General features: G+C 71.7%; 21 protein-coding genes and 1 pseudogene. 6 read left to right on the top strand and 16 right to left on the bottom strand.

Going from position 1 to position 23832, the window contains the following annotated elements; translation table 11 throughout:
* Positions 1-105 precede the first annotated feature (105 nt).
* The 3 genes from N8I86_RS36300 (at position 106) to N8I86_RS36290 (ending at position 2192) form a co-directional block, all read left to right on the top strand.
* Positions 106-720: a hypothetical protein gene (locus N8I86_RS36300; RefSeq protein ID WP_263279803.1), complete on the top strand. Its 615-nt coding sequence runs from the start codon at positions 106-108 to the stop codon at positions 718-720.
* Between the two features lie 142 nt (positions 721-862).
* Positions 863-1465, top strand: a complete 603-nt coding sequence (locus tag N8I86_RS36295) for a hypothetical protein (protein WP_263279802.1) — start codon at positions 863-865, stop codon at positions 1463-1465.
* A 259-nt stretch (positions 1466-1724) separates the two neighbouring features.
* Entirely contained in the window at positions 1725-2192 is a 468-nt protein-coding gene (locus N8I86_RS36290) for a hypothetical protein (RefSeq protein WP_263279801.1), read from the top strand.
* A 46-nt stretch (positions 2193-2238) separates the two neighbouring features.
* On the opposite strand, the pseudogene N8I86_RS36285 reads toward N8I86_RS36290, so the two are convergent.
* From N8I86_RS36285 to N8I86_RS36265, 5 genes and pseudogenes are all read right to left on the bottom strand, one after another.
* Positions 2239-2728, bottom strand: a pseudogene (locus tag N8I86_RS36285) (hypothetical protein).
* 89 nt (positions 2729-2817) lie between these two features.
* A complete protein-coding gene (locus tag N8I86_RS36280) occupies positions 2818-3405 on the bottom strand; it encodes a DUF488 domain-containing protein (RefSeq protein WP_263279800.1) in 588 nt (195 codons plus the stop codon).
* Between the two features lie 209 nt (positions 3406-3614).
* A complete protein-coding gene (locus N8I86_RS36275; RefSeq protein WP_263279799.1) occupies positions 3615-4466 on the bottom strand; it encodes an SDR family NAD(P)-dependent oxidoreductase in 852 nt (283 codons plus the stop codon).
* Complete coding sequence (locus N8I86_RS36270) at positions 4463-5431, bottom strand: alpha/beta fold hydrolase (protein WP_263279798.1); 969 nt, start codon at positions 5429-5431, stop codon at positions 4463-4465. The genes N8I86_RS36275 and N8I86_RS36270 overlap by 4 nt, the downstream gene beginning before the upstream one ends.
* Complete coding sequence (locus tag N8I86_RS36265) at positions 5428-6930, bottom strand: flavin-containing monooxygenase (RefSeq protein WP_263279797.1); 1503 nt, start codon at positions 6928-6930, stop codon at positions 5428-5430. The genes N8I86_RS36270 and N8I86_RS36265 overlap by 4 nt, the downstream gene beginning before the upstream one ends.
* Before the next feature lie 127 nt (positions 6931-7057).
* On the opposite strand from N8I86_RS36265, the gene N8I86_RS36260 reads away from it, so the two are divergent.
* Both N8I86_RS36260 and N8I86_RS36255 read left to right on the top strand, forming a co-directional pair.
* A complete protein-coding gene (locus N8I86_RS36260; RefSeq protein WP_263279796.1) occupies positions 7058-8275 on the top strand; it encodes a PucR family transcriptional regulator in 1218 nt (405 codons plus the stop codon).
* Between the two features lie 74 nt (positions 8276-8349).
* Entirely contained in the window at positions 8350-8943 is a 594-nt protein-coding gene (locus N8I86_RS36255; RefSeq protein ID WP_263279795.1) for a hypothetical protein, read from the top strand.
* Positions 8944-8974: 31 nt separating this feature from the next.
* On the opposite strand, the gene N8I86_RS36250 is transcribed toward N8I86_RS36255, so the two are convergent.
* A complete protein-coding gene (locus N8I86_RS36250) occupies positions 8975-9586 on the bottom strand; it encodes a hypothetical protein (protein WP_263279794.1) in 612 nt (203 codons plus the stop codon).
* A 255-nt stretch (positions 9587-9841) separates the two neighbouring features.
* Here N8I86_RS36250 and N8I86_RS36245 point away from each other — a divergent pair, with 255 nt between their 5' ends.
* Entirely contained in the window at positions 9842-11065 is a 1224-nt protein-coding gene (locus N8I86_RS36245) for a sensor histidine kinase (protein WP_263279793.1), read from the top strand.
* Here N8I86_RS36245 and N8I86_RS36240 read toward each other — a convergent pair.
* From N8I86_RS36240 to N8I86_RS36195, 10 genes are all read right to left on the bottom strand, one after another.
* On the bottom strand, positions 10967-11854 hold the full coding sequence (locus tag N8I86_RS36240; RefSeq protein WP_123440993.1) for an ABC transporter ATP-binding protein: 888 nt from the start codon (positions 11852-11854) through the stop codon (positions 10967-10969). The genes N8I86_RS36245 and N8I86_RS36240 overlap by 99 nt on opposite strands.
* A gap of 3 nt (positions 11855-11857) precedes the next feature.
* Positions 11858-12820, bottom strand: a complete 963-nt coding sequence (locus tag N8I86_RS36235) for a FecCD family ABC transporter permease (protein ID WP_263279792.1) — start codon at positions 12818-12820, stop codon at positions 11858-11860.
* Between the two features lie 65 nt (positions 12821-12885).
* On the bottom strand, positions 12886-13923 hold the full coding sequence (locus tag N8I86_RS36230) for an ABC transporter substrate-binding protein (RefSeq protein WP_263279791.1): 1038 nt from the start codon (positions 13921-13923) through the stop codon (positions 12886-12888).
* A 13-nt stretch (positions 13924-13936) separates the two neighbouring features.
* Entirely contained in the window at positions 13937-18259 is a 4323-nt protein-coding gene (locus N8I86_RS36225) for an amino acid adenylation domain-containing protein (protein ID WP_263279790.1), read from the bottom strand.
* Positions 18246-18503 (bottom strand): phosphopantetheine-binding protein, encoded by a 258-nt coding sequence (locus N8I86_RS36220; RefSeq protein WP_073898243.1) that lies wholly within the window; start codon positions 18501-18503, stop codon positions 18246-18248. The genes N8I86_RS36225 and N8I86_RS36220 overlap by 14 nt, the downstream gene beginning before the upstream one ends.
* A 29-nt stretch (positions 18504-18532) precedes the next feature.
* Entirely contained in the window at positions 18533-20062 is a 1530-nt protein-coding gene (locus N8I86_RS36215) for a long-chain-fatty-acid--CoA ligase (RefSeq protein WP_263279789.1), read from the bottom strand.
* A gap of 23 nt (positions 20063-20085) precedes the next feature.
* Positions 20086-20613, bottom strand: coding sequence for a (2E)-enoyl-ACP glycyltransferase (scoD, locus tag N8I86_RS36210; RefSeq protein ID WP_263279788.1), 528 nt, complete (start codon positions 20611-20613; stop codon positions 20086-20088).
* Entirely contained in the window at positions 20610-21500 is an 891-nt protein-coding gene (gene scoE, locus N8I86_RS36205; protein WP_073898238.1) for a (3R)-3-[(carboxymethyl)amino]fatty acid oxygenase/decarboxylase, read from the bottom strand. Before scoE ends, scoD begins: the two co-directional genes overlap by 4 nt.
* Before the next feature lie 66 nt (positions 21501-21566).
* Positions 21567-22937, bottom strand: a complete 1371-nt coding sequence (locus tag N8I86_RS36200) for an MFS transporter (RefSeq protein ID WP_263279787.1) — start codon at positions 22935-22937, stop codon at positions 21567-21569.
* Positions 22938-22949: 12 nt separating this feature from the next.
* Positions 22950-23708, bottom strand: coding sequence for an aspartyl/asparaginyl beta-hydroxylase domain-containing protein (locus N8I86_RS36195; protein WP_123440986.1), 759 nt, complete (start codon positions 23706-23708; stop codon positions 22950-22952).
* Positions 23709-23832 lie beyond the last annotated feature (124 nt).

Below are 23832 nucleotides of genomic sequence, written 5' to 3'. Positions count from 1 at the left end.
TCCTCGGAACGTGACCCGGTTCTCGCATTCGGGCCTACTTGAAGCACGGGCCGCACCGGAAAGACCGGAAACAGAAAAGGCCCCTGAAACAAGTAGGAGAAAACCATGCAGCGCATCAGCCAGACCACCCCGGAAATCCGTACCAAGCGCGGCTTCCGTATCTCGACCCTCGTCGCCTCGGCCGTGGTCGTCGCCGGCGGAATCCTCCTTCCGGCCACCGTGGCGTCGGCGGGCACGATGCCCGACTCGGTCGTGACGACGGTGGCCGCCCACCATAAGAACCACGATCAGAAGAATCACCACGAGAAGAGCCATCACAAGGAGGATCACAAGAAGAACAAGGGCAATGCGACGGGTGGTAACGGCGGTGACGCCACGACCAATGGTGGCGGAAATGCGACCGGCGGAAACGGCGGCAACGCCACCACCAACGGCGGCGGGAACGCGACCGGCGGAAAGGGCGGCGACGCCACAACCAATGCGGGCGGAGATGCAACGGGCGGTAAGGGTGGCGACGCGACCACCAATGCCGGCGGCGACGCCACCGGCGGAAAGGGTGGCGACGCAACCACCAATGCCGGCGGCGACGCCACTGGTGGTGACGGCGGCAACGCCACGAGCAATGGCGGCGGCGACGCGACCGGCGGCAACGGCGGCAACGCCACGAGCAATGGTGGCGGGGACGCGACCGGCGGAAACGGTGGCGATGCCACTGCCTGAGGCATGAGCCGCTGACGGCAGTCAGTGAACGACAGGGGCTGGGTGGCGCGACCACCGGCCGGGCCACCCACTCCCCCGACCCACCCCTGATCTTCGATTCCGAGCCCCGACATCCCCGATCTCCACGGAAACGGCACTCCTCATGACCCGCAACGTCCGGAAGCACGGCCTGGCCATGGCCGCCGCCTCACTCCTGCTCCCCCTCGGCATGGTTCTGATCCCGGCGGGCGGCGCGGTCGCCGCCACCGCACCGCACTCGATGGCGGCCTCGGCGAAGCACGACGACCACGGCAGCGGCAAGAAGGACCACGGTGACCACCACAAGGGCGATCACCACAAGAAGCACGACGAGCACGGCGGCCGGCACCACAAGGACAACGGCGACCACGACACCTGCCGCCCCGGGAACGGCACCGGCGGCGACGGCGGCAACGGCACCGGCGGCGACGCGACCGTCTGCACCGCCCCGGGCGGCACGGGCACCGGTGGCACCGGCGGCCGGGGCAGGGGCTCCTGCGGCGGCAAGGGAACCAACGGCGGCAACGGCACGGGCACCAACGGCAAGAACGGCCCGCCGTGCCCCGACGGGAAGACCCCGCCCCCGCACAGCGGCGGCGGCTCCAGCACCCCGGACGGCACCGGCAGCACCCCGCCGCCCGAGAAGCCCGCTCCCGAGCCCGACACCGGCGGCTCCGCCCCCGACACCCCCGCTCCGCCGCCCCCGCCCGACGTGGTCGTCAAGTAGACAGACCCGACGGACACCCACCTGAAGATCTCCACCACGCTGCCCCGCCGCCCTCCTCGCGGCGGGGCGGCGCGGTGTTCCCCGAGCGGTCAGCCGGCACGGCAGGGACCGGTCAGCGGCGGACCGGCCGTCCCGATGCTCCCGCGTCGCCGCGCCGTCCGTCTCCGTTCGGGCGAAAATCGGGGGGAGGGGTGCCCTGACGCCCCTCCGTCCGCATGGCCCCGATTCGGGAGTGAGTGCTGTGGGAAATCAGCCCGGCATGATCGAGAGCGTGGTGCGCGGGGGCGCGGCAGGCGCCGCCGGCACGACCGTACTGAACGCCGTGACCTATGCCGACATGGCGGTGCGAGGCAGGCCCTCGAGCCAGGCTCCGGCCGAGGTGGTGGAGAAGATCGCCCAGGACACGGGGCATCCGGTCGCGGGGGCGGGCGAGACCCGGGACAACCGCCTCTCGGGCCTCGGCGCGCTGTCGGGTATCGCCGTCGGCTGCGGGATGGGCGTGGCCGTCTCGCTGATGCGTCAGGCCGGTGTCCGGATGCCCTGGTGGCTGGGTGGTGTCGTGACCGGTGGCCTAGCCATGGTCGCGACCGACCTGCCGATGGCCCGGCTGGGCGTGAGCGATCCGCGGACCTGGTCGGCCAAGGACTGGGTGTCGGACGTGATACCGCATGTGGCGTACGGACTGGTCACCTATGGGATGGTGACGGCTTCCGACCACCGGGCATGAGCGGGCACCGGGACCCGGCTGCCGTGCGCAGGTGCCCGATGCGGCCCTAGAGACTCGCCAGGATCTGCGGCGACACATTCTTGATCATGGTGTTGGTCCAGCGGATCTGCCGACGGGGTCTGCGGATGGCAGTCCGAGGCCAGGGTCAGCAGCGCCTCGTTCCTGGTGGCCTGTGCGACCTGGGCGAGCATCTCCCAGTACAGGGAGTTCTCCGTGGCGTAGAGATGCAGTGCGCGCAGGTCGCGCAGGAGGAGCAGGCCCGGCTCCGGACGGCGTCCGACCGCTTCGGCCGCCTTCCGCCCGAGCTCGGCGAGGACACCGGAGCCCGTCCCCGAGGAGTGGAGGTCGAGGCCCTGGTCGCGGGCCGCCTGGGCCGCCACTCGCAGCGCGTGTTCCACGGACCATCGGGCGAGGTCGGTGGCGACGTGGTGCACCTCGTGGTCGGTGCGGAGGCGGTCGGCGGCCAGCCGGAGTTCGCCGGCCAGGTGCTTCTCCCCGTGGTGGAGCACACGCAGGACGAGGGTGGTGCCGTTCACGGGGCGTCCTCCGTACGGTTGTCCCGGGCCGGCTCCGCCCCGCACCCCTCGGGCCGCGGTACGGCCGGCCCGGCTCGTCGGCGCGCCGGTCAGAAGAGTGTGGCCGCGCCCACCGAGGGAGCGTCGTCGTAGACGAGGAGACCGTCGTCGCGCAGGCGGACGCCGGGCGTCGGGGTGTGCGTGGTGAGGCGTCCGTCGTGCATGAGGTGGTGGACGGGCTCGCCGAGGGCCAGTACGGCGAAGTCCGCGATCAGGCGGCGGTGGCATCGCCACCACACCGCCTCGCTGCACATCACCGCGGTGCGTGCCGCACCCGCCTGCCGCATCAGCTCGTCCATGGCGGCGACGAACTCCGGGCTGCGGGTGTGCGCCGCGTAGCCGCGGAACGAGTCGTTGCGCCAGACCGTGTCCGGCGAGTCCGGCGACGGTTTGCGCCAGCCGCCCAGCCGCTGCTCCCACCGGTAGGCGAGGTGCTCCGCGGGCATCCACTCGGTCAGCCGCTGCCGTGACAGGTCGGGGTCGCGGCGGCTGCCGGGCGCGGTCCTGACGTCCACGACGGCGGTGACACCGGCGCCTCGGAGGAGTTCGGCCAGCGTGGTCCGGTCCGCTGTGCTGTGGCCGAAAGTGATCAGTCCAGCGGGGTTCGGTTGCCCCTCGGGCGGAGCCGGTCCGGTCATCACGGGCCCCGTCGCCGGCCGACGACCGTGCGTGATCCAGCCGAAAGCATCGTGCTCCTCGGGTTGCGGGCGATTCACTCCCCCGCCCCCGGTACCCGTCTCCGCCCGGTGCGATACGTCGCGGCGGGCGGAAGGGGCCTCCCGCTGCCCGCCAGGCGGCCCCGCGCCACCTCCTCCGCCGGCCGGCCGGCGGAGGAGCACGGGGGCGGTCAGCCTCGGCCGAAGCTCCGCCGCTCCAGCGCGACGGCCAGTTGGGGGTACCGGCCGGGCACGAGCCGTACGAGCCGGTCCACGATCTTGGCGTCGGTGCCGACGCGGATACGCGGTCGGCCCGCCTCGACGCCGTCGACGATGATGCGGGCCGCCTGCTCGGCGGGCATCTTCAGCAGCTTCTCGTTGTAGACGCGGGCGCGGTCGAGCTGCTGCCGGGTCGGGGCGAGCCCGCGTGCCCGGGCCTGTTCCAGTGCCGCGTTCGCGATGTTGGTTTTCACCCCGCCCGGGTGGACCACACTCACCTGGACCGGGTGACGGCCGGCGAGCATCTCGGTGCGCAGCGCCTCGGTGAAGCCGCGGACGCCGAACTTGCTCGCGCAGTAGGCGGACAGGGTGGGCTGTGCCAGGTAGCCGTTGAGGCTGGAGACGTTGACCACGTGGCCGTCGCCGGAGGCGATCAGGTGCGGCAGGAACGCCTTCGTGCCGTGGATGACGCCGAACAGGTTGACCGCCAGCGTCCGGTCGTACAGTTCCCACTCCGCGTCGAGGACCGACTGCCCGCCACCGGCGATCCCGGCGTTGTTGTAGATCTGGTGGACCACTCCGAAGTGCTCGGCGACGGTGGCGACGTAGGCCTCGACCGCGGCGCGGTCGCTGACGTCCAGGTGGGCGGCGTGCACCTCGGCGCCGAGGGCCTTCGCCCGGTCCGCGGTTTCGGCGAGACCGAGGTCGTCGACGTCGCTGACGGCCAACCGGGCTCCCCGCTTGGCCAGTTCGAAGGCCAGGTGCCGGCCGATGCCGGACCCGGCTCCGGTGACGGCGGCGACCTTGCCGCGGACGCTGCTCATACGGGATCTCCTGTCGGTGAGGCGGGCGTGACCGGGGCGGTGGCGGCGCCGGCGAGCTCGCTGGTGAGCTCGACCAGTCGGTCGAGGACGCCGGGGGCGAGGTGGTGACCCATGCCCGGGATCTCCACGTGCCGGGCGCCGGGGACGGCGGCGGCGGTCGCCCGGCCCCCGCTGGGGTGCACCATGCGGTCGGCGTCCCCGTGCACGACGAGTGTGGGCGCGGTGATGCGGCGCAGCTCGGCGGTGCGGTCGCCGGAGGCCCGGATGGCGTCGATCTGACGCGCCACCGGTGCGCCGGCGCGGTTGCCGCCGCACCGGTCCCAGACGGTGGCCGCCCAGGCTCGTTCGAGGGTCTCGTCGGGCAGGTACGAGGTCCCGCCGATGTGGGCGAGCATCGCCAGGTGCCGCTCCACGGACTCCTCGACGGTGCGCGCCGGGGCCTTGGCCAGCCGGACGAGGGTCGACCAGGCCGGCTGCCCGACGCGCCGGCTCCCCGTGGTGGAGAAGATCGAGGTGAGCGTGGCGACCCGCTCGGGGTGCCGGGCCGCGACGGTCTGCGCGATCATGCCGCCCATCGACATGCCGACCAGGTGGACCCGGTCGATGCCGAGGAAGTCGAGCAGGCCGACGGCGTCGGCGGCCATGTCGGCGAGGTCGTAGGCGTCCGGCCGGGGCCGGGCGAGGAGCTGGCGCACCCGGCCCGGCGGTGGGGCGTCGACGCGGCTCGACCGGCCGGCGTCCCGGTTGTCGAACCGGACGACGCGGAAGCCGCGGCCGGTGAACCCGTCGACCATCCGGTCCGGCCACGAGGTGAGGTCGAGCCCGAGCCCGGCGATCAGCAGCAGGGGGACGCCGTCGGCCGGACCTTCGACCCGGAAGCAGAGCCGCGGCCCGGCCGGCAGGTCGAGGAAGCGGTCCCCGGTCGCGTCCGGCTCGGTGGACTCGACGGGGGCGAGGCCCGTCATGCGGTCACCTCCGCGGGGGCGGCGGCACGGGAGAAGTGCAGCTCCGGATCGGACACACCGCTGCCCCGCAGCAGTTTGACGTCGTCCCGGTAGTCCATGGAGGTCAGCCACGGCATCCGGTCGCCCTGTCGGGGCAGGGAGTCGACGGCGCGCCGGATGTAGCCGGCGCCGAAGTCGAGGAACGGCCGGGTCGGCATGTCCGGGTCGGCCGGTTCGGGCCGGCAGATGTCGTACGCGTGCCGGTCCATGTGCGCCAGCAGCCGGCAGAAGTGCTCGCAGAGCAGGCCGATCTTCAGTGTCCAGGAGGAGTTGGTGTAGCCGATGGCGTACGCCAGGTTCGGCACGCCGGAGAGCATCATGCCCTTGTAGGCGAGGGTGTCCGCGAGCCGCACCTCCCGGCCGTCGACGGTGACCTGGACGCCTCCGAAGGCCTGCACGTTCAGCCCGGTGGCGGTGACGACGACGTCCGCCTCCAGTTCCCGGCCCGACTCCAGCAGGATGCCCTTCTCGGTGAAGCCGGCGATGCGGTCGGTGACCACCGAGGCGTCGCCGTCGCGGATCGCCCGGAACAGGTCGCCGTCGGGTACGGCGCACAGCCGCTGGTCCCACGGGTCGTACGGCGGGTTGAAGTGCTCGTCCACGGCGAACCCCTCGGGCAGCTGCCTGACGTTGATCCAGCGGATCAGCCGTCGCGCCGCCTTCGGGTGCCGCTGGCACCAGCTCCACACGAAGCGCTGCTGGGCGATGTTCTTGCGCCGGGTGAGCGCGTAGCCGCGCTCGGGGCCGAGGTACTTCTTCAGCGCGTTGCCGATCAGGTCCTTCCGCGGCACCGGCAGGATGTACGTCGGCGTCCGCTGGAGCATCGTCACGTGCGCGGCGGTGCCCGCCATAGCCGGTACCAGCGTGACCGCGGTGGCACCGCTGCCGATCACCACGACCCGCTTCCCGGCGTAGTCCAGGTCCTCGGGCCAGTCCTGCGGGTGCACGATCGGTCCGGTGAACCGGTCGCGGCCGGGGAAGGACGGGGTGAACCCCTCGTCGTAGCGGTAGTAGCCGCCGGCGCAGAAGACCCATCCGGCGGTCAGCGTGATCCGTTCCCCGGTGTCGGTGCGCTCCACGTCGACGGTCCACCGCCCCTCGCCGGTCGACCAGGACACCGCGTGCACCTTGTGGTGGTAGCGGATGTGCGGGTCCAGGCCGTTCTCGGTCGCCGTCTCCCGCAGGTACGACAGGATCCGGGGCGCGTCGGCGATGGACTGCTCGTCCCGCCAGGGCTTGAACTCGTAGCCGAAGGTGTGCAGGTCCGAGTCGGACCGGATGCCCGGGTAGCGGAACAGGTCCCAGGTCCCGCCGGAGGCCTCGCGGGCCTCCAGGATCGCGAAGCGCTTCGACGGCAGCTCGGTCTTGAGATAGCGGGCGGCACCGATGCCCGAGATCCCGGCCCCGACGATGAGGACGTCGAGATGTTCCGGGGCGGGTGGCTGGGGGGCGGTTGACATGGCTGGCGGCTCCGGGCGTTGTCGGTCGACGCGTCCATGGTGTGGGGCGGGCCGCGGGACCGCAAAGGGCATGTCGCACCGCTCCTGCCCGGCCTGGGTGGCGATCTGCACCTCTACGATGGTCGCCATGTCGTGGAAGACGCCCTCGCCGCGGGTCCGGGAACTCATTCGCCAGGGCGCCGAGATCGCGCTCAATCCGCCGGCCGAGTGGCTCGCCGAGCTCGACGCCGCCACCCTGACCGGCCAGGCGAGGCAGCAGATCGCCGCCGACCCGGTGCTCGCGGCCGGCACCCGCCAGACCAACCGCTCCAACCTGCTGTTCTGGGCCGCCGCCAACGTCCGCGCTCCCGGTGAACCGGTCCCGGCCAATGACACCGAGGCACCCCTGTCCGTCGCCCGGGACCTCATCCGGCGCGGCCTGGACGAGTCGGCCCTCGACGCCTATCGCGCCGGCGAGAGCGTCGCCGTGCGGCTGTGGACGCAGGTCGCCTGCTCGCTCACCACCGACTCCGAGGAACTGCGCGAGCTGCTCGACGTGTCCCTGCGGTCCATCGCCGCGTTCGTCGACGACACGGTGAGCGCGATCTCCGTGCGCATGCGCGCCGAACGGGACGAGCTGACCCGCGGCACACACGCGGAGCGGCGGGAGACGGTCGCCCTGCTGCTGGAGGGCGCCCCGATCACGCGCCGCCGGGCCGAGAGCCGGCTGGGCTACGGTCTCGAACCCACGCACACGGCCGCGATCGTCTGGACCGACGCCCCCGATGCCGATCTGCGCCACCTCGACCGTGCCGCGGACTCCCTCGCCGAGGCCGCCGGCCAGGCACGCCCGCTGAACATCCTCGCCAGCGCCGCCACCCGGTGGGTGTGGGTCCACGGCGGCCCCGACACCGACCGGTTGCGCGCCGCACTCGACCGGCTGCCGGGGGTGCGGATCGCGCTGGGCTCCACGGTGCCGGGCATCGACGGCTTCCGCCGCAGCCACCTCGACGCCCTCACCACCCAGCAGATGCTCACCCGGCTGACCTCGCCGTCCCGGCTGGCCTCCCATCACGAGGTCGAACTCGTCGCGCTGCTCACCGCCGACCCCGAGCGCGCCGACCGGTTCGTCAACCGCACCCTGGGCGGCCTGGAGACCGCGCCGCCCGAGGTCGTCGAATCGCTGCGTGTCTTCATCGCCGAGCAGTGCAACGCCACGCGGGCCGCCGTACGGCTCTTCACCCACCGCAACACGCTGCTACGGCGCCTGGCCCGCGCGGAACGACTGCTGCCGCGCCCCCTCGCCGAGCACACGGTCGAGGTCGGCGCCGCCCTGGAGGTCCTCCGCTGGCGGGGCCGTCCCTGAGCCGCCCCCTGCCCGCACGTAACCGTTGGGTAATTACCCGGTGCCGGGGTGCGGTTGCCGGGCAGGCTCCCCGGATGCAGATGACAGAGGACTTCGCCGCGACGGCCGCATCCGTGGCCTCGGCCATCCTGATCGCCGCCACTGTGGAGGTCAGCGCGTACCGCAAGTCCATCCAGAACTCGGCCAGGACCGGTTTCACGAGCTACCGCCGCCTTTCCGAGGAGTGGCGCGACCTCTCGCCGGAGGACCGCCGGGCGGCGGCCAGGTCCTTCTGGGAGTCGGACGGTCCCGCCCTCGGGGTGGGGGCGCTCAAATCCTGGGTGACCGTGGTGGTGGCCTGCGTCTGGTCCGTGCTGATGCTGGCGCAGGGCGTGGTGATCGTGGCGGGCCTCGCGTGGCTGGCCTCGGACCATCCGAGGGCGGAGCGGCTGGCGCTTGCCATGCTCGCGATCGTGGCCTGCGGATCGCTGATGGTCGCCGTGGTGCCGATTCTGCGGGTGCTGCGCGCGCCGTTCGAGCCCTTCGGCGGCATGTGGGCCGAGCGGTTGATCCGGGACCGGGCGGAGCGGGTGCTGGCGGACGAGAACGCCGGTGCGCACACCGCTGACGGCGGCGCCCCGTCGCGGGGGGCGGCGGGCGCGGACGAGCCGGCACCTCGCACAAGGTGACCTTGTGCGAGGTGCCGGCTTGCCTCATCCGTCAGCCCTGGGTGCCGCCCTGAGTGTTGCCGCTGCCTCCACCCTGGGTCCCACCCTGGGTGTTGCCGCTGCCTCCACCCTGGGTCCCACCCTGGGTGTTGCCGCTGCCTCCACCCTGGGTCCCACCCTGGGTGTTGCCGCTCCCGCCACCCTGCGTACCACCCTGGGTGTTCCCGCTGCCACCACCCTGCGTACCACCCTGGGTGTTGCCGCTCCCGCCACCCTGCGTACCACCCTGGGTGTTGCCGCTCCCGCCACCCTGCGTACCACCCTGGGTGTTGCCGCTCCCGCCACCCTGCGTACCGCCCTGGGTGTTCCCGTTGCCGGAGCCCTGGGTGCCGCCCTGGGTGTTTCCGCCCTTCGGCATGCTCTTCGAGGAGTTGCTCTTCGACGAGCTGTTGGAGCTGCTGTTCTTCGACGAGCTGTTCATCGAGTTCGTGGAGCTGTGGTGGGAAGAGCTGTGCTGGTGGTGATGGTCGCTGGCGTGGGACGCCGTGTGGTGCTTCATCATCGGCGCGGCCTCGGCGCTGGCCACACCGACCGATCCCGCGGCCAGAGCGGCGAGGCAGGAGATACCGGCGATACGGGCCAGGTGACGTCGGGCGTTCATCATGGGGATTCCTCGGATTTCTGAATTCTGTGATCTGTGTGGATTGCAGTTCGTGGTTGAACTTGCTTGATTTAATTTCAGCTCTTCCGGCCGCCGCTGTACGTCCCCCAGCCGGTGGAGCGACCGGCTGACCCGCGCGTCGCCCCCTCGGCCGACCGGTTGCGGAGCCTCCTGAAGGGTGAGGACCATTTCCGTGAGGCCGTCTGCACATACATGGCGAGGAGCCGGTTAGAGGACGAGATGACATCTCCGAACGCGTTGCCGACCGCCCACGAGGGCCGCCCGCCCGGTCACGGAGGGGAGGCCGAGGTTCCCGCGCTGCATCTGCGCAGGTCGTTCCGGTGGCAGGCGCTGCTGCGGATCGCCGTGGTGATCGCGTTCGCGGTGGATCTGGCGGTGTTCCCACCGTCGGAGCAGCTACCGCTGTCGGTGGCGGTGGCCGCCGTCTACGTGCTGTGGACCGCGGCGACGCTGTGGGCCGCCTTCGGACCGCACCAGCCGTTTCCGAACTGGGTGTATCCGCTGGCCGACCTGACACTGCTCACCGTGTTGATGGCGGTTTCCGGGAATTTCTCCGACCCGAACTGGAGCTCTCCGCTCTCGGCCGACATTTTCCTGTTCATTCCCGTTCTCGCCTCCTTTCAGATGGAGCCGATTCTCACCGCCACCTCCGGGGTGCTGGCCGCGGCGAGCTACGCCACCGGCACCGGCCTGGGACACATGCAGCAGCCGTACTGGCATTTCATCTTCGTCCACACGTTGTTCATTCTGGTGGTCTGCGCCGGCTGCGTGCTGCTCTCCGACGTCCAGCAGCACCGGGTGCGGTCGATCAGGGAACTCGCGGAACATCGCCTGTGGCTGCTGGACCGCATCATGGCGGCGGAGGAACGCGAGCAGCGGAAGATCGCGGAGGTGCTCCACGACGGCGCCCTGCAGAACGTCCTCGCGGCCCGGCACTTCATCGACGAGGCGGCGTGCGGCCCGGAGGACGTCACCGATTCCCTGCAGCGTGCCGACGAGGCCCTCACGGCCGCGAGCAGGCAGCTCCGCTCCTCGGTGCGGACGCTGCACCCCGAGGTGCTCGTCTCGGGCGGCCTCGTACCCGCCCTGGAACACCTGACCCAGCAGGCGTCCGAGCGCGGCCGATTCCACGCGGAGGTCCACGCGTCCGTCACCACGGCGGGGAGCGCCGACCGGCCGCTCTACTGGCTGGCCAGAGAACTGCTGGAAAACGTCGTCAAACACGCGCAGGCGAAGAACGTCACCGTCACGCTGCGGCAGAGCGACGCGGCGAGCGTAGGGCTGTCGATCCGCGACGACGGCATCGGAATTCCCCCCGACGCCATGACCAGAAGCCTTTCTTCCGGGCATATCGGTATCGCCTCACATCGTGCCCGCGTCGAGGGAATGGGAGGCACGTTCACCGTCCACTCCAATCCCACCGGCGGCACCACCGTCGAGGCCACTCTCCCCCTCGAATAGCCGCCCGTCCTTTCCGGTGGCGAGAGGCTGGGCGGCGTAGGTGAGGCGCACGACACCGTCGGCGTGCCGTTCCGCGGACGCGTGTACCCCGAACACGTCGGCGAGGATCTCGGGGGTGAGCACTTCGAGGACCGGTCCGGCCGCGACCACGGTTCCCTCGTGCAGGACGACGATGCGGTCGCAGAGCCGGGCGGCCAGGTCCAGGTCGTGCAGGACCGCCAGCGTGGTGACGCCGGTGGTGCGGATCAGCTCCAGCAGTTCGAAGCGGGCGCGGATGTCGAGGTGATTGGTCAGCTCGTCGAGCACGAGCAGCCGGGGCCGCTGCGCCAGTGCCCTCGCCAGCAGGACGCGCTGCCGCTCCCCTCCGGACAGGGAGGCGTAGTCACGGTCCGCGTAGGGCCGCACCCCGCACCGGTCGATCGCGTCCCGCACGGCCCGGTGGTCCTCGGCGCCGTCGCGTCCCAGCAGACCGTGGTGCGGGGCGCGGCCGAGCGAGACGATCTCGGTGACGGTCAGCCCGGACGTGCTGCCCGTGGCGTCCTGCAGGACGGCGGCGGTACGGCGGGCCGCGGCGCGTGCGGACAGGGCCCACACGTCGTCGCCGCCGACGGCGACCACGCCGTCCGCCGGCCGGAGCGAACGGTAGACGGCGCGCAGCAGTGTGGACTTCCCGCTGCCGTTGGGGCCGATCAGGCCGACGACGTCGCCGGTGCGTGCCTCCAGGCTCACGGCGTGCAGGATCGGCCGGTGGTCCAGGGTGATGCGGAGCTGGTCGACGGTCAGTTTCATGGGTCAGTCCAGGCCCTTGTCGCGGCGCAGCAGCCAGAGGAAGAAGGGGGCGCCCAGCAGGGCGGTGAGGATGCCCAGTGGCAGTTCGTTGGGGCGGTCGAGCGTCCGGGACAGCAGGTCGACGAGGACGAGGTAGAGGGCGCCCAGCTGGGCGGTGAGGGGCAGCAGGCGGCGGTGGTCGGCGCCCAGGGTGAGGCGGACCAGGTGCGGGATCATCAGGCCGACGAAGCCGATGCTGCCGGCCACGGCGATGACCGTTCCGGTGAGGAGCGCGCTGAGCACCAGGAGTGTCGCGCGCAGCCGGTTGACGTCGACGCCCAGCGCGGTGGCGGACTCGTCGCCCGCCAGCAGGACGTTCAGACGGCGTCCGAAGAGGGTCAGGAGGGCGGTGCCGGCCAGGACCACCACGGCGACGGCCGGGATGCGGTCCCACTGGGCACCGGCCACGCTGCCCAGCATCCAGAACATGACCGTGCGCAGTTCGGTCGGGGTCGCCTGGAGCTGGACGTAGGACGTCGCCGAGAGGAAGACGTAGCCGACGGCGACTCCGGCCAGTACCAGTCTGGTGGGTGCCATCCGGCCCCTGCGCCGTCCGAGCGCGAAGACGAGTGCGCCCGCCACCACCGCGCCGAGGAAGGCGGCCGCCGACACCCCCAGACCGGCGAGTGCCGCGCCGCCGCCCAGGGTGATGACCAGCACGGCGCCGAGCGTGGCGCCGTAGGAGAAGCCGAGGACGATGGGGTCGGCGAGCGGGTTGGACACCACGGTCTGCAGCACCGCTCCGGAGACGGCGAGGCCCGCGCCGACCAGCGCGGCGAGGACCACCCTGGGGGTGCGGAAGTTCCAGACGATCTGGTCGGTCGCGAGGTCGCCGGCCGTGCCCCGCCCGGTGAGGTGGTGCCAGACGATCCCCCAGACGTCGCCGAGCGGGACGGTGACGGCTCCGATGCTGATCGCCACGATCATGGTGGCGATCAGCGCGCCGGGCAGGAGGGTGAAGGCCAGGGCGGCCCCGAGCCTGTCGCGTCGGTTCAGAAGGCGTCCGGGTGCAGCATCCGCGCGATCTTCCGTACGGCCAGGTCGTTGCTCGGGCCGAGGTACATGGAGTCGGACAGGACCACGAACGTGTTCTTCCTGGCGGCCGGCCACTGGGGGAACTCCTTCAGCAGTTTCCTGGCGTAGGCCGCCGGGTCGGGGTCGTGGTAGCCGATGACGACGAGTGCGTCGACGTCGGTGGCGGCCACCTTCTCCTTGCTCAGGTCGGCGAAGGCGGTCCTGGAGGCCGACTCGAAGGCGTTGGCGCCGCCGGCCTTGGCGAGGATGTCGTTGTAGATGCCGTGGGCGACGACGGAGCTGAAGTCGTTGCCGCCCATGGACATGTTGGAGAAGAGGACCATGACCTTGGGCGGCTTCCTGCCCTTGACCATGGCGGCCACCTCGTCGATGTGGCTTCGGGAGGCGGCGATCAGCTTCTCGGCCCGCCGGGGGACGCCGAAGATCTTCCCCATGTCGCGCAGCAGCGTGTAACTGTCGGCGATGGTCGTCTTCGAGGTGTCCTGATCGCAACCCTGCGGTGAGACATAGGTGTTGGCCCCGACCTGCCCCAACTGGTCGCGGGTGGCGAAGCCGTTCTTCTCGTCGAAGCCGTACGACGTCGTGGACAGCACCAGGTCGGGGCGCAGGCCGAGCATGGCCTCGCGGGGAATGTCGTAGGCGTCGTTGAGTTCGATGTGTCCGGTGGGCAGCGCCTTGACGGCCTCGGCCCGGCCCGGCACCTCGCTCATGCCGTAGTTCTGCTCGTTGGCGACGATCCGGTCCCCGAGGCCGAGGGCGAGCAGGGTCGAAACCTCCGCCACGGAAGCGCCGTTCATCACGACGACCCGGCCGGGAGCCTTCTTGAAGGTCTCGTTCCGGCCGCAGTTCTCGATGGTCACCGGGTGCCCGGTCCTGGAGGCGGCCCCGGTCCGGTCGCCGTTCGTCCTCCCCTCGGTCGAGGAGTCGGCGCATGCCGTCGTGATCAGGCAGAGGGCCGCGGTCAGCACCGCGGCGACCGGCCGTTTGAGGGACATGGTGGCTCCTTGCTCACAGGCTCGGTGGTGTTCCGTTGGAGTAGTCGTGGCGCGGTGGTCCCGAGTTCCCGGCGCGGGGCGACCACTGCGCCGGGGAGGCCGGGCGGGGACCGTGTCCGGCCGGTGCGGGCAGCTTGCCGGTGGCCACGCAGTGGTCGAGGTACCGGAAGACCAGGCCGCGGTCGACGGGCGGACAGGTGAGGCCGCTGCCGCGCAGTCCCTGGCGGACGTGGTCGGTGCGAACGTGTCCGAGGCGCAGCTCGGGTGTGCCGCTCCCGGTGGTGCCGTGGGAGTCGAAGAAGGCGAGCAGGGTGGCGGCCGGCCCGGACGCAGGGGGCAGGTGGTCGCGCCATCGGGCGAGCGGCAGGCGTCGTACGGCGTACCCGTACTCCTCCACCCAGTCGTAGAGATCGCTCAGCCTGATCCGCGGTACGGCCGCGTGGTTGAAGACGGGTCCGGTGGCCGTGCGGGCGAGGTGCACCACGGCCTTGGCGATGTGGTCGACCGGTGTCCAGATCTCGTCGTCGAACAACTCCGGGAGGATTCCGGCCGGGAGACCCGCGCGCAGCACGCTCCACAGGAAGTCGTCGGTGTGGACGTATCCGGTTCCGGCGGGTCCGACCACGCGTCCCAGCCGGTGCACGGTGACCGGCAGACCGCGCCCGGCCGCCTGTTCGAGCAGGCGTTCGGAGGCCCATTTCGACTGCTGGTAGCCGTGGCGCAGGCCCTCGTGCGGTGGCAGGAACGCCTCTCGCACCTCGGGCTCGAGGCTCGCCGGCGGGGCCACGGACAGCGTGGACACGTAGTGGAGGGGAACGGTCCGTCGGGCCGCCAGGCGCAGCAGGTGCCGGGTGGATTCGGTGTTGACCGCGCGCAGGGTGCCGTACTCGCGCAGGATGCTGACCGTGGCGGCGTTGTGGAAGACCGCGTCGCAGGTCTCGGCCAGTTCACCGAGGAGTCCCGGTGCGAGGCCGAGGTCGGGGCGGGCGAGGTCGGCGGGGACGGCGGTGACGCGCCGCCGCGCGGGTTCCGGGAGGCCGAGGTGGTGTTCCCGCAGGGCCTTGCGCACGCGGCCGGCGGCCGCGTCGCCGCTGGGCGCCCGGACGGTGCAGACGATCTCCGCGTCCGTGGCGGCCAGGAGTTCCGCCAGCAGGTGCGCGCCGACGAAGCCGGTGGCTCCGGTCAGCAGGATGCGCGCCGGGGTGCCCGTGCGCCGGACTGTCCCGGGGCGGATGTCCGGATCGAGGACGGTGTCGGCGTGCAGGGCCGCGGGGAGGCCGGTGGCGGCGGGTGAGCGGTCGTCGAGGAAGCGGGCGAGTGCCTTCGCCGTCGGGTGCTGGAAGAGCCAGGCGACCCGCACGTCACGGCCGAGTTCCGCGCCGAGCCGGTTGGCGGCCTGGATGGCCTGCAGGGACTGCGCGCCCAGGTCGAACACGTCGTCGTCGGGAGTGATGCCGTCGACGCCCAGGATCCCTTGCCAGACGCCGATGACGGTCCGCTCCAGGGGGCTGCCGGTGGCCGGGACGCGGGGCCCGCACGCGGTGCCCAGTGCGGGGCGGTCGATCTTGCCGGATCCGGTGCGGGGCAGGCGGTCGTGGAATGCGACGGCCGAGGGGATCATCGCGGCCGGCAGCCTCGCCCGGAGGTGAGCCCTCACCTCGGAGGCGGACGGGTCCGGGGGGTCCGTGACCAGATGGGCGGCGAGCCGGCGGGTGCCGTCCGGCATCGCCTGGCCGACGACGGCCGCCTCGCGTATCCGGGGATGGGCCAGGAGCGCGCTCTCCACCTCGGCCGGGTGCACACGGTGACCGCTGATCTTGAATTCCTCGTCCACCCGGCCGAGGAACCGCAGTTGCCCGTCGTCTCCGATGTCCACCAGGTCGCCCGTGCGGTAGGCGCGGGGTGCTCCGGGAAGCGCTGCGAGAGGCGCGAACCGGGCGGTGTCGCGGGCTCCGGTCCCCCGGTAGCCGAGGGCCAGGTTGTCACCCAGCAGGTACAGCTCCCCGCCGACGACGGCGGCCCTGGTGCCGGGCAGGGGCAGCCCGATGGGTACGGCGCCCGGGGCGAGCCCGGGATCGTGCAGGTCGGCGACGGTGGCGACCACGGTGGCCTCGGTCGGACCGTAGGTGTTGAACAGCCGGACGGAGGTGCCGACGGCCTTGCGCCAGCGCTCCACCCGTTCCGGCAGCGCGGCCTCACCGCCGATGACGACGGTCCGTACACCCGCGGGCAGGGCGGCCAGGCCCGTCGAGAGGGCGTGGGTGAGTTCGTGCCAGTAGGCGGTGGGCAGGTCCAGCACGCTGATGCGCAGGCGCGCGCACGCCTCCAGGAATCGCGGGACCGACTCCGTCATGTCGTCGGTCCGCACGACGAGGGTGGCTCCGGCGCAGAGAGTCAGGAGGATCTCCTCCACGCTGGCGTCGAAATGGAGCGGCGCGAACTGCAGGACGCGGTCGTCGCTCTGCAGCCCGTAGCGGTGGGTCGCCCCGGTCACGAAGTTCGCGAGGGCGCCGTGGCCGATCTCGACGCCCTTGGGGCGACCGGTGGAGCCGGAGGTGTGGATGACGTAGGCGGGGTCCTCGGCCGACGGGGTTCTCGGGGCGGGGCCGCGCGGCGAGTCCGGCTGGTCGAGCGCGACGACGGGTGTGCCGGTGAAGGTGTCCGCCCGGGTGCTCGTCGTCAGGACCAGGGCGGGCTCGGTCCCGCTCAGCAGCTGTGCCGTCCGCTCGGGCGGCGCCGCCGGGTCGAGAGGGCAGTAGGCCGCGCCCGCGAGCAGCACGGCGAGGACCGCGGTGACGGCACCGATCCCTCTCGGCAGCGCCACGGCCACCAGGGTGCCCGGGCCGGCACCCCGCGCCGTCAGCCGGTGCGCCAGCTCGCGTGCGTCGGCGTACAGCCGTGCGTACGTGATGCTGTTCCCGGCGTGCTCCACGGCCGCCACCGCGCCCCGGTGGGCGGCGTGGTCGGCGATCAGGCTCAGCACCGGGCGGGCCGGGGCGGGCAGTGGGCCGCCGTCGAGAACCAGTGCGGCCGGCGGACCCAGGGGACGGTCGGGAGCAGCCACCGCCTCGGCCAGCAGGGCGAGCAACCCCGTGTGGAACACGTCGAGTTCGGTCTCGTCGTACAGGCCGGGGTTGGCGTCGGTCACGATCCGCAGGCCGGTTCCGTCCGAGCGGTCGTACACATTGACCGCCAGGTCGTCGACGGGACCGGCGGAGACGTTGTGCACGGTGCTGCGGTGTCCGGCGAACCGCAGATCGTAGGCGAACGGCATGATGTTGACGCCCGGCCCGGAGAGGCGCCGCTGTCCGCCCACCAGCTTCAGGTCGCGGCGCAACTGTTCGTAGCGGTAGCGCTGGTGCGGCAGAGCGGCGCGCAGTTCGCCGGAGACGCGGGCCGCCAGGACGCGCAGGGTGTCGCCGGCGGTGACGGGCACCCGCAGCGGCAGGATGTTGCGCACCATCGCCGGTACACGCAGCGCCACCGAGCCGAGACGGCCCATGACGGGCAGGCTCAGGACGGTCTCCGGGGCTCCGGTGACGCGGTGGAGATGGGCCGCCGTCACCGCGAGCAGCACCTCGGACCACGTCACCGCCAGCTCTCGGGCGACCGCGCGCAGCGCGTCCGCCCGGTCCGGTCCGAGGTCGGTGACGCGGCGGTGGAAGGTGTGGGCGGGCAGCGCGGACCGGCCGGCCGGTGAGGCCACCGGGGGCCGGTCGGCGTACCGCGTGTTCCAGTGGGCGCGGTCCCCGGCGTGACGGTCGCTCTCCCGGTACGCCTGTTCCTCGGCGCGGACGGAGTCCAGTGTGCCGAAGCCGCTGTCCGGTATCGGCTCGCCGGCCACGAGGGCGGTGTAGACCTGGGCCACCCGGCGGGCGACCAAGGAGAGGCCGAAGCCGTCGAGGGCGATGTGGTGCACCCGGTGGTACCAGAGGTACTGCTCGGCGCCGGTCTTCAGCAGGGCGTGGCCGAACACGGGTCCCCGGGCCAGGTCCACGGGCCGGGCCAGGTCCCCGGTCATCCACGCGGCGGCGGCGGCGCGCGGGTCCGGTTCGCCGGTGAGGTCGACGGTGTGCGGCTGCCAGTCGGTGACCGGAGTCTCGAGCTGCCAGGGGCGCCCCGTCCCGTCCGCCACGTAGGTGACGTTGAGGGCTTCGGTCTCGGCGACGACGTGGTGGAGGGCGAGTGCGAAGACGGCAGCGTCGACGGGTCCCTCGATGCACACGTACTCGGCCGTGTTGTAGGCGGGGCTGTCCGGGTCGAGCTGCTGGCCGGTCCAGATGCCTTCCTGCGCGGCCAGCAGGGGACGGCGGCGCGCGGGCCTAGGTGCCGGCATGGTGCCCTCCTCCTCGGCGTTCGGCGAGCAGCCGCCACCACTGGGCGAAGGAGGTGCGCTCGGCGAGGTCCACGAAGCTGACGTCGGCACCGGCGGCCTGCCACCGTTCGAGCAGGGTGACGATGCGCAGGGAGTCGAGGCCCGCGTCCAGCGGGTTGTCGTCCAGGTCGACTTCGTCGGGCCGCAGGTACAGGAACTCGGCGAGGTCGGCGCGGAAGCTGTCCGGGGTGAGGGGTTGAGGCATGGTCTCTCTCTACGGCGGTGTCGGCGGCGTCAGTTGACCTTGCGGGCGGAGTCGCCCCAGAAGCGGTCGCGCAGCTCCCGGCGGAGGATCTTGCCGCTGGGGTTGCGCGGTACGCGGTCGATGAACTCGTAGCGCGAGGGCAGCTTGAAGGCGGCCAGTCGCGGTACGAGGAAGGTGTGCAGGTCCCGTGGGCTCGGCCGTTCGCCGGGAGCGGGGACGACGAAGGCGTGGACCCGTTCGCCCCAGCGCTCGTCGGGGGCTCCGACGATCACGGCCTCGGCGACGCCCGGGTGGTTCGCCAGCACGTTCTCGATCTCGGCGGGGTAGACGTTCTCGCCGGCGACGAGGACGGCGTCCTTGATCCTGTCCTGGATGAAGAGGTAGCCGTCGTCGTCGAGGTACCCGGCGTCGCCGGTATGGATCCAGCCGTCCACCAGGGTCTGGGCGGTCCTCTCGGGCAGCCCCCAGTACGCGACCATGCGGGCCGGGGTGTGCAGGCAGACCTCTCCGATCTCGCCCGGTGGCAGCTCTCGGCCCTGGTCGTCGATCACTTTGGCGCGGACGCCCGGATAGGGGCGGCCCGCGGCCCGCATGCGCGCTCCGCCGGGCAGATGGTCGGCCGGTGGCAGGCACAGGGCGGTGTTGCCGGTCTCGGTGAGGCCGTAGATCTGGGCGAACTCGCAGTCCAGGACGGTGAGGCTGTCCTCCAGCAGGTTCTCGGAGATCGGCGAGCCGCCGTAGACGGTCTTGCGGAGTGTGGTGAAGTCCGCCGCGGACACACCTGGTTCGGTGAGCAGCAGACGGAGCATCGCCGGCACCACGCAGGCGGTGGTGACGCCGAGTTCGCGGATCAGGTCGATCGCGTGGCGGCCGGCGAAGGCGCGCATCGCCACGATGGTCGTGCCCGCGTTGAGGTTCTGCGTGGCCCACCACAGACCCCCGATGTGGAAGCCGGGGATGCCGACGAGCGCGATGTCACCGTCCCGCCAGTCGATCCAGTCGAGCCCTTCGCGCAGCAGGGCGTCACGGACGGCGAAGAAGCTGCGGTGCGCGAGGACGACGCCCTTGGGGAGTCCGGTGGTGCCGCTGGTGTAGAGCTGCGCGATCGGGGTTCCGGCTCCGGCCTCGAACTCCGTCTCCGTATCCGGGTGTCGGGCGCTCCACGCGGTGATGGATTCCAGCGGTACGACCGTCTCGGGCGGCGCGGTCGGCATGCGCGCCACGACCGGCGCGAACTCGCCTTCCAGGAAGAGGAGTCTGGTGCCGGAGTCCTGGAGGATGTGGCTCACCTCGGGGGCGGTGAGCCGCCAGTTGACGGGGACCAGCACGGTGCCGCTCTTGGCACAGCCGTAGAGGATCTCATAGTAGTGCTCGGACTCCTTGCCGAGGTACGCCACGCGGTCGCCCTCGGTGAGTCCGGCGGCCCGGATGGCGTGGGCGATGCGGTTGCTCTCGTGGTGCAGGGCACCGTAGGACAGGCTGCGGCCTTCGCAGAGCACGGCCGGGGTGTCGGGGCGGCGGCCGGCGTGGAAGCGGACGGTTTCGATGAGGGTTTCCATGGGCGGTCCCTTCGACGGCCGGGTCAGGGGAGGTTGACGAAGGCGAGGGTGGCCTCGCCGTCGCAGCGTCCGCCGTCGGCGTCCCAGTAGCGGTAGGAGGTCCTGGCGTGGAGGAACGGTCCGCGGCCGTCGGGCTCGCGCCGGATGACGGACAGGAACTCCATCTCGCCCGAGAAGGCGCGGGGGTCGATCGGGCGCCGGAAGCTGCCCGAGAAGCGGGCGATGAGGATGTCCGGGAGCTGGTGCCGCCAGAAGTCGTCCAGGGTCCAGTCCTCGAACCCGGCCAGCAGTCCTTCCCGGACGGACTTCGCGACGAGGTAGTACATCATCTGGTTGTAGGCGATGTTGACCTCGACCGAGTTCAGGTGCCCGGTGTCGTCGATGTAGCAGGACTCGGGGATCACGAACTCGCAGCGCGCCGCGGGGTGTTCCGGTCCTGGCGTGACGACCGCGGACGTCAGGTACTTGCAGTGCGCCTTGTACGGCGCCAGGACACGCTCCAGGAGGTCGGTGTCGGTGGCGTACGGGCGCCGGGCGGAAGTGGTGGTCATGGCACTCGTATCCCGTCGTGCAGCTTGTGGTCGTCGTGGACGGTGACGCGGTAGGAGACGGTCGGTTCCGGGGTGGCCGTGTGCCGGGCGCGGTGGACGAGGCTGCGGTTGTCCCAGACGAGGAGATCGCCCTGCTCGAAGCCCTGTAGATGGATACCGTCGTGCTCGAAGGTGTCGTCGAGCTGGCCGGTGGCCTCCAAGAGACGGTGCAGCAGGTCGTCGTCGAGGGGCCTGCCGTCCGCGTCCTCCATGCCGACCGTGAAGCCCTCACTGATGTAGAGCACGGTCTCGCCGGTGAACGGGTGCGTGAACGTGGTGGGTTGGCGCACGGCCGGAGTCTTGCGCTCGACCTCTTCGGCGACTTCGGAGAGCGGACGGTAGACGTCCTGCGGGCGGATCTTGAAGTATTTGCGGACGGAGTGCCGGCAGTAGGTGCCGGCGATCCGCTCGCGGAGGTCCTCGGGCAGTTTCGCGTGGGCCCGGCCCATGTCGATGAAGTAGGTGCCGCGGTCGCGTCGCGGGACGACCTGGGGGTGGATGAGGGTGATGCCGAAGGGGTCGGGCATGAACTGGTAGTCGGCGTGCCAGAACGTGCCGGTCTTCGGCACACCTATCCGCTTGCCGTTCTCCGGGACGTTGGAGGAGACGAAGATCTCCGGGAGCTCGGGGTGGTGGTACATGGGCTCGTAGTACGTCTCGGGACGTCCGAGGCGGCTGCCGAGGTCGAGGAACTGCCGGGGAGTGAGGTCCTGCCCCTTAAGGACGGCGATCTTCTTCGTGTAGACGGTCTGCTTGAGCCTCCGGACGTCCGCCTCCGCGGCGGTGGTGTGGTCGAAGCCCTCGATCGTGGCGCCGAGGGCGGAGCCGGGATGTTCGGTGATCTTCATGACGGGATTCCTTCGTGGGGGTGTTCGGAGAACGGGTGCCGGCAGCACCCCGTGGGGCGGCGCGGTCTAGGAAGCGGCCGGGGTCCTGCGCAGGGCGTGGGCCAGGGGCACACCGCAGGCGATCCCCGCCGCTATCGCGAACACGGCGGTGCGCAGGCCGGCCGCCGAGGTGCTGTCGGCCGGATGCCGTCCGGTGGCGCCGGCCAGCGCCACCAGCACCGCGAGTCCCACCGCGCCGCCGATCTGGAGGCCGGTGGAGGTGATTCCCGACGCCACGCCCTGGTCGTCGGGGGCGACACCGGCGCCCGCGGTGATCCATATACCGGTCCAGGCGGCACCCTGGCCCAGACCGACGAGCACGATGCCGGGGAGCAGCAGGAGGTAGGAGCCGTGCGGGGTGAGTGCGAGGCCGAGCGCGGCCGCCCCCGTCGCACCGAGTGCCATCCCGCCGGTCAGCGTGCGGTGCACACCGACGGCCGCGACGGCCCGCTCCCCGGCCTGTGTCCCCACGGCGACCACGACGGCGGGAACGACGAAGGCCACGCCGGTCGTCAACGCGCCGTACCCGCACACCTCCTGGAAGTACAGGGTCAGGAAGTACGGCAGCGAGCTGAACGTGGCGCTGTAGACGGCGGTCACGGCGATCGCCGTGACAAGCCCTCCGCGCCCGACGAGGCGGCCCGGCACCAGCGGATCGCGGGAGCGACTCTCGACGACGGTGAAGAGGGTGAGCAGAGCCACCGCGAGGACCGCGCTCACCAGGGCGGACGGGGTGCTCCAGCCGGCCCGGGGGGCACGCACCAGCAGGAACACCAGCAGGGTGATGCCCGCCGTACCGGTCAGCGCGCCCGCCAGGTCGAAGCTCCGCGCCGCGACCGGTGGGACGTCCGCGGGGAAGAGCGTCCAGCCCGCCCACGCGACGGCCGCCGCCAGGGGAACTCCGGCGAAGAACACCGACGGCCAGCCGAAGGCCTGCACCAGGACGCCGCCGAGAAGGGAACCGGAGCAGAGACCGCAGGCGCCCGCGGCACCCCACACCGCCAACGCCCGGTTACGGTCCGGTCCTTCGGCGTAGATCGTGTTGATCAGGGACAGGGTGGCCGGGAAGAGCAGGGCGCCCCCGATCCCCTGGACGGCCCGCACGGCGATCAGTGCTCCTGGAGTCACGGAGAACCCTCCCACCAGCGAGGACACCGCGTAGACCGAGGCCGCGACGACGAACGTACGGCGCCTGCCCAGCAGGTCCGCTGCCCGGCCGCCCAGCAGCAGGAAACCCCCTGTCGCCACGACGTAGGCGCTGACCACCCACTGCAGGTCGTGCTCCGCGAAGCCGAGGCCGGTGCCCATGGCGGGCAGGGCGACGTACACGATGTTGTAGTCGAGGGCGATGACCAGTTGGGCCAGCGCCAGAACGAGGAGCGGCAGCCGTGCCGACATGGTCCGCTCCACCTACCCGTCCGCTCCCATCAGCCGTCTGACCTCCGTGACGAGCACCACCAGCGCCCGCCGTTCGGCAAGGGTCGTCTCGGGATGCCAGAGGTCCACGAGGAGACAGGTGCGTGGACGGTCGCCGTCGTTGCGCGCCTCGTGCTCGAAGGAGTAGTCGAAGAGCAGGCACCGGCCCTCCTGCCAGGTACGGGTCTCACCGGCGACGGTGATGCTGCACCCGTCGGGGATGTCGACGGCCAGGTGCAGGTTGATGCTGAAGTTCCACAGGTCGCAGTGCGGGGCTATGGACGCCCCGGGCAGCAGGGTGGAGAAGTGGCTCTCCAGGAGGGGGCAGATCTTCTCCGAGTCGACGGCGAACTCTTCGAGCACCTTGTAGGCGGTGGGCACGAGCGCGGCCGACGGCTCGACCATGGCTCCACCGCGGTAGAGGTGGAGGGCCTGCCAGTCCTCCTGCCGGGTCAGATAGTGCTCGTAGGCGGAGAACGCCTCCCGGCGCATCTCCCAGGCCGAGGTCGACTCGTCCTTGATGGCGGGATGAGCGCGCTCCAGCGCCTCGACGACGGGGACCAGTTCCGGGTGGGCACGGGGCTCGTGCCACGGAGTGGCGGACAGACCCGGCAGGATCCATCTGGCCCCCCGCCGGAGCGGGTGCCGGGGGCCGCCCCCTCCGGGTTCCAGCATCCGCTCCACCCGGCTGAGGGATGTCGCACCGTGGTCGCTTCTGATCGCCGCGAACGCGTCGTCCGTCTCCGGTGTCATGAGGTCCTCCTGGCCGCTCGTGCGACCGTCCCTGTGCCGTGCCGTCGCATCAGTAGTCGGGCGGACGACCGGGCGAGTTCCCGTGACTTTCGGACAAGACGACGCGTCACCAGGGGAATTGGCA

The organism is Streptomyces albidicamelliae, from assembly GCF_025642175.1.
Classification (GTDB): domain Bacteria; phylum Actinomycetota; class Actinomycetes; order Streptomycetales; family Streptomycetaceae; genus Streptomyces; species Streptomyces albidocamelliae.
Note: the sequence above shows the minus strand (reverse complement) of the source record. Positions and strands in the feature narration are given on the sequence as shown.

Coding starts and splice junctions, on each gene's coding strand:
- N8I86_RS36280 (WP_263279800.1), bottom strand. CDS start 3,405: ATGACCGGACCGGCTCCGCCCGAGGGGCAACCGAACCCCGCTGGACTG.
- scoE (WP_073898238.1), bottom strand. CDS start 21,500: ATGAAGATCACCGAACATCCCGGCTCCGCCCTCGGCGCCACGATCGAG.
- N8I86_RS36235 (WP_263279792.1), bottom strand. CDS start 12,820: ATGATCGTGGCGATCAGCATCGGAGCCGTCACCGTCCCGCTCGGCGAC.
- N8I86_RS36260 (WP_263279796.1), top strand. CDS start 7,058: ATGTCGTGGAAGACGCCCTCGCCGCGGGTCCGGGAACTCATTCGCCAG.
- N8I86_RS36220 (WP_073898243.1), bottom strand. CDS start 18,503: ATGCCTCAACCCCTCACCCCGGACAGCTTCCGCGCCGACCTCGCCGAG.
- N8I86_RS36300 (WP_263279803.1), top strand. CDS start 106: ATGCAGCGCATCAGCCAGACCACCCCGGAAATCCGTACCAAGCGCGGC.
- N8I86_RS36295 (WP_263279802.1), top strand. CDS start 863: ATGACCCGCAACGTCCGGAAGCACGGCCTGGCCATGGCCGCCGCCTCA.
- N8I86_RS36250 (WP_263279794.1), bottom strand. CDS start 9,586: ATGATGAACGCCCGACGTCACCTGGCCCGTATCGCCGGTATCTCCTGC.
- N8I86_RS36255 (WP_263279795.1), top strand. CDS start 8,350: ATGCAGATGACAGAGGACTTCGCCGCGACGGCCGCATCCGTGGCCTCG.
- N8I86_RS36290 (WP_263279801.1), top strand. CDS start 1,725: ATGATCGAGAGCGTGGTGCGCGGGGGCGCGGCAGGCGCCGCCGGCACG.
- N8I86_RS36265 (WP_263279797.1), bottom strand. CDS start 6,930: ATGTCAACCGCCCCCCAGCCACCCGCCCCGGAACATCTCGACGTCCTC.
- N8I86_RS36240 (WP_123440993.1), bottom strand. CDS start 11,854: ATGAAACTGACCGTCGACCAGCTCCGCATCACCCTGGACCACCGGCCG.
- N8I86_RS36275 (WP_263279799.1), bottom strand. CDS start 4,466: ATGAGCAGCGTCCGCGGCAAGGTCGCCGCCGTCACCGGAGCCGGGTCC.
- N8I86_RS36270 (WP_263279798.1), bottom strand. CDS start 5,431: ATGACGGGCCTCGCCCCCGTCGAGTCCACCGAGCCGGACGCGACCGGG.
- N8I86_RS36215 (WP_263279789.1), bottom strand. CDS start 20,062: ATGGAAACCCTCATCGAAACCGTCCGCTTCCACGCCGGCCGCCGCCCC.
- N8I86_RS36195 (WP_123440986.1), bottom strand. CDS start 23,708: ATGACACCGGAGACGGACGACGCGTTCGCGGCGATCAGAAGCGACCAC.
- N8I86_RS36230 (WP_263279791.1), bottom strand. CDS start 13,923: ATGTCCCTCAAACGGCCGGTCGCCGCGGTGCTGACCGCGGCCCTCTGC.
- N8I86_RS36200 (WP_263279787.1), bottom strand. CDS start 22,937: ATGTCGGCACGGCTGCCGCTCCTCGTTCTGGCGCTGGCCCAACTGGTC.
- N8I86_RS36225 (WP_263279790.1), bottom strand. CDS start 18,259: ATGCCGGCACCTAGGCCCGCGCGCCGCCGTCCCCTGCTGGCCGCGCAG.
- scoD (WP_263279788.1), bottom strand. CDS start 20,613: ATGACCACCACTTCCGCCCGGCGCCCGTACGCCACCGACACCGACCTC.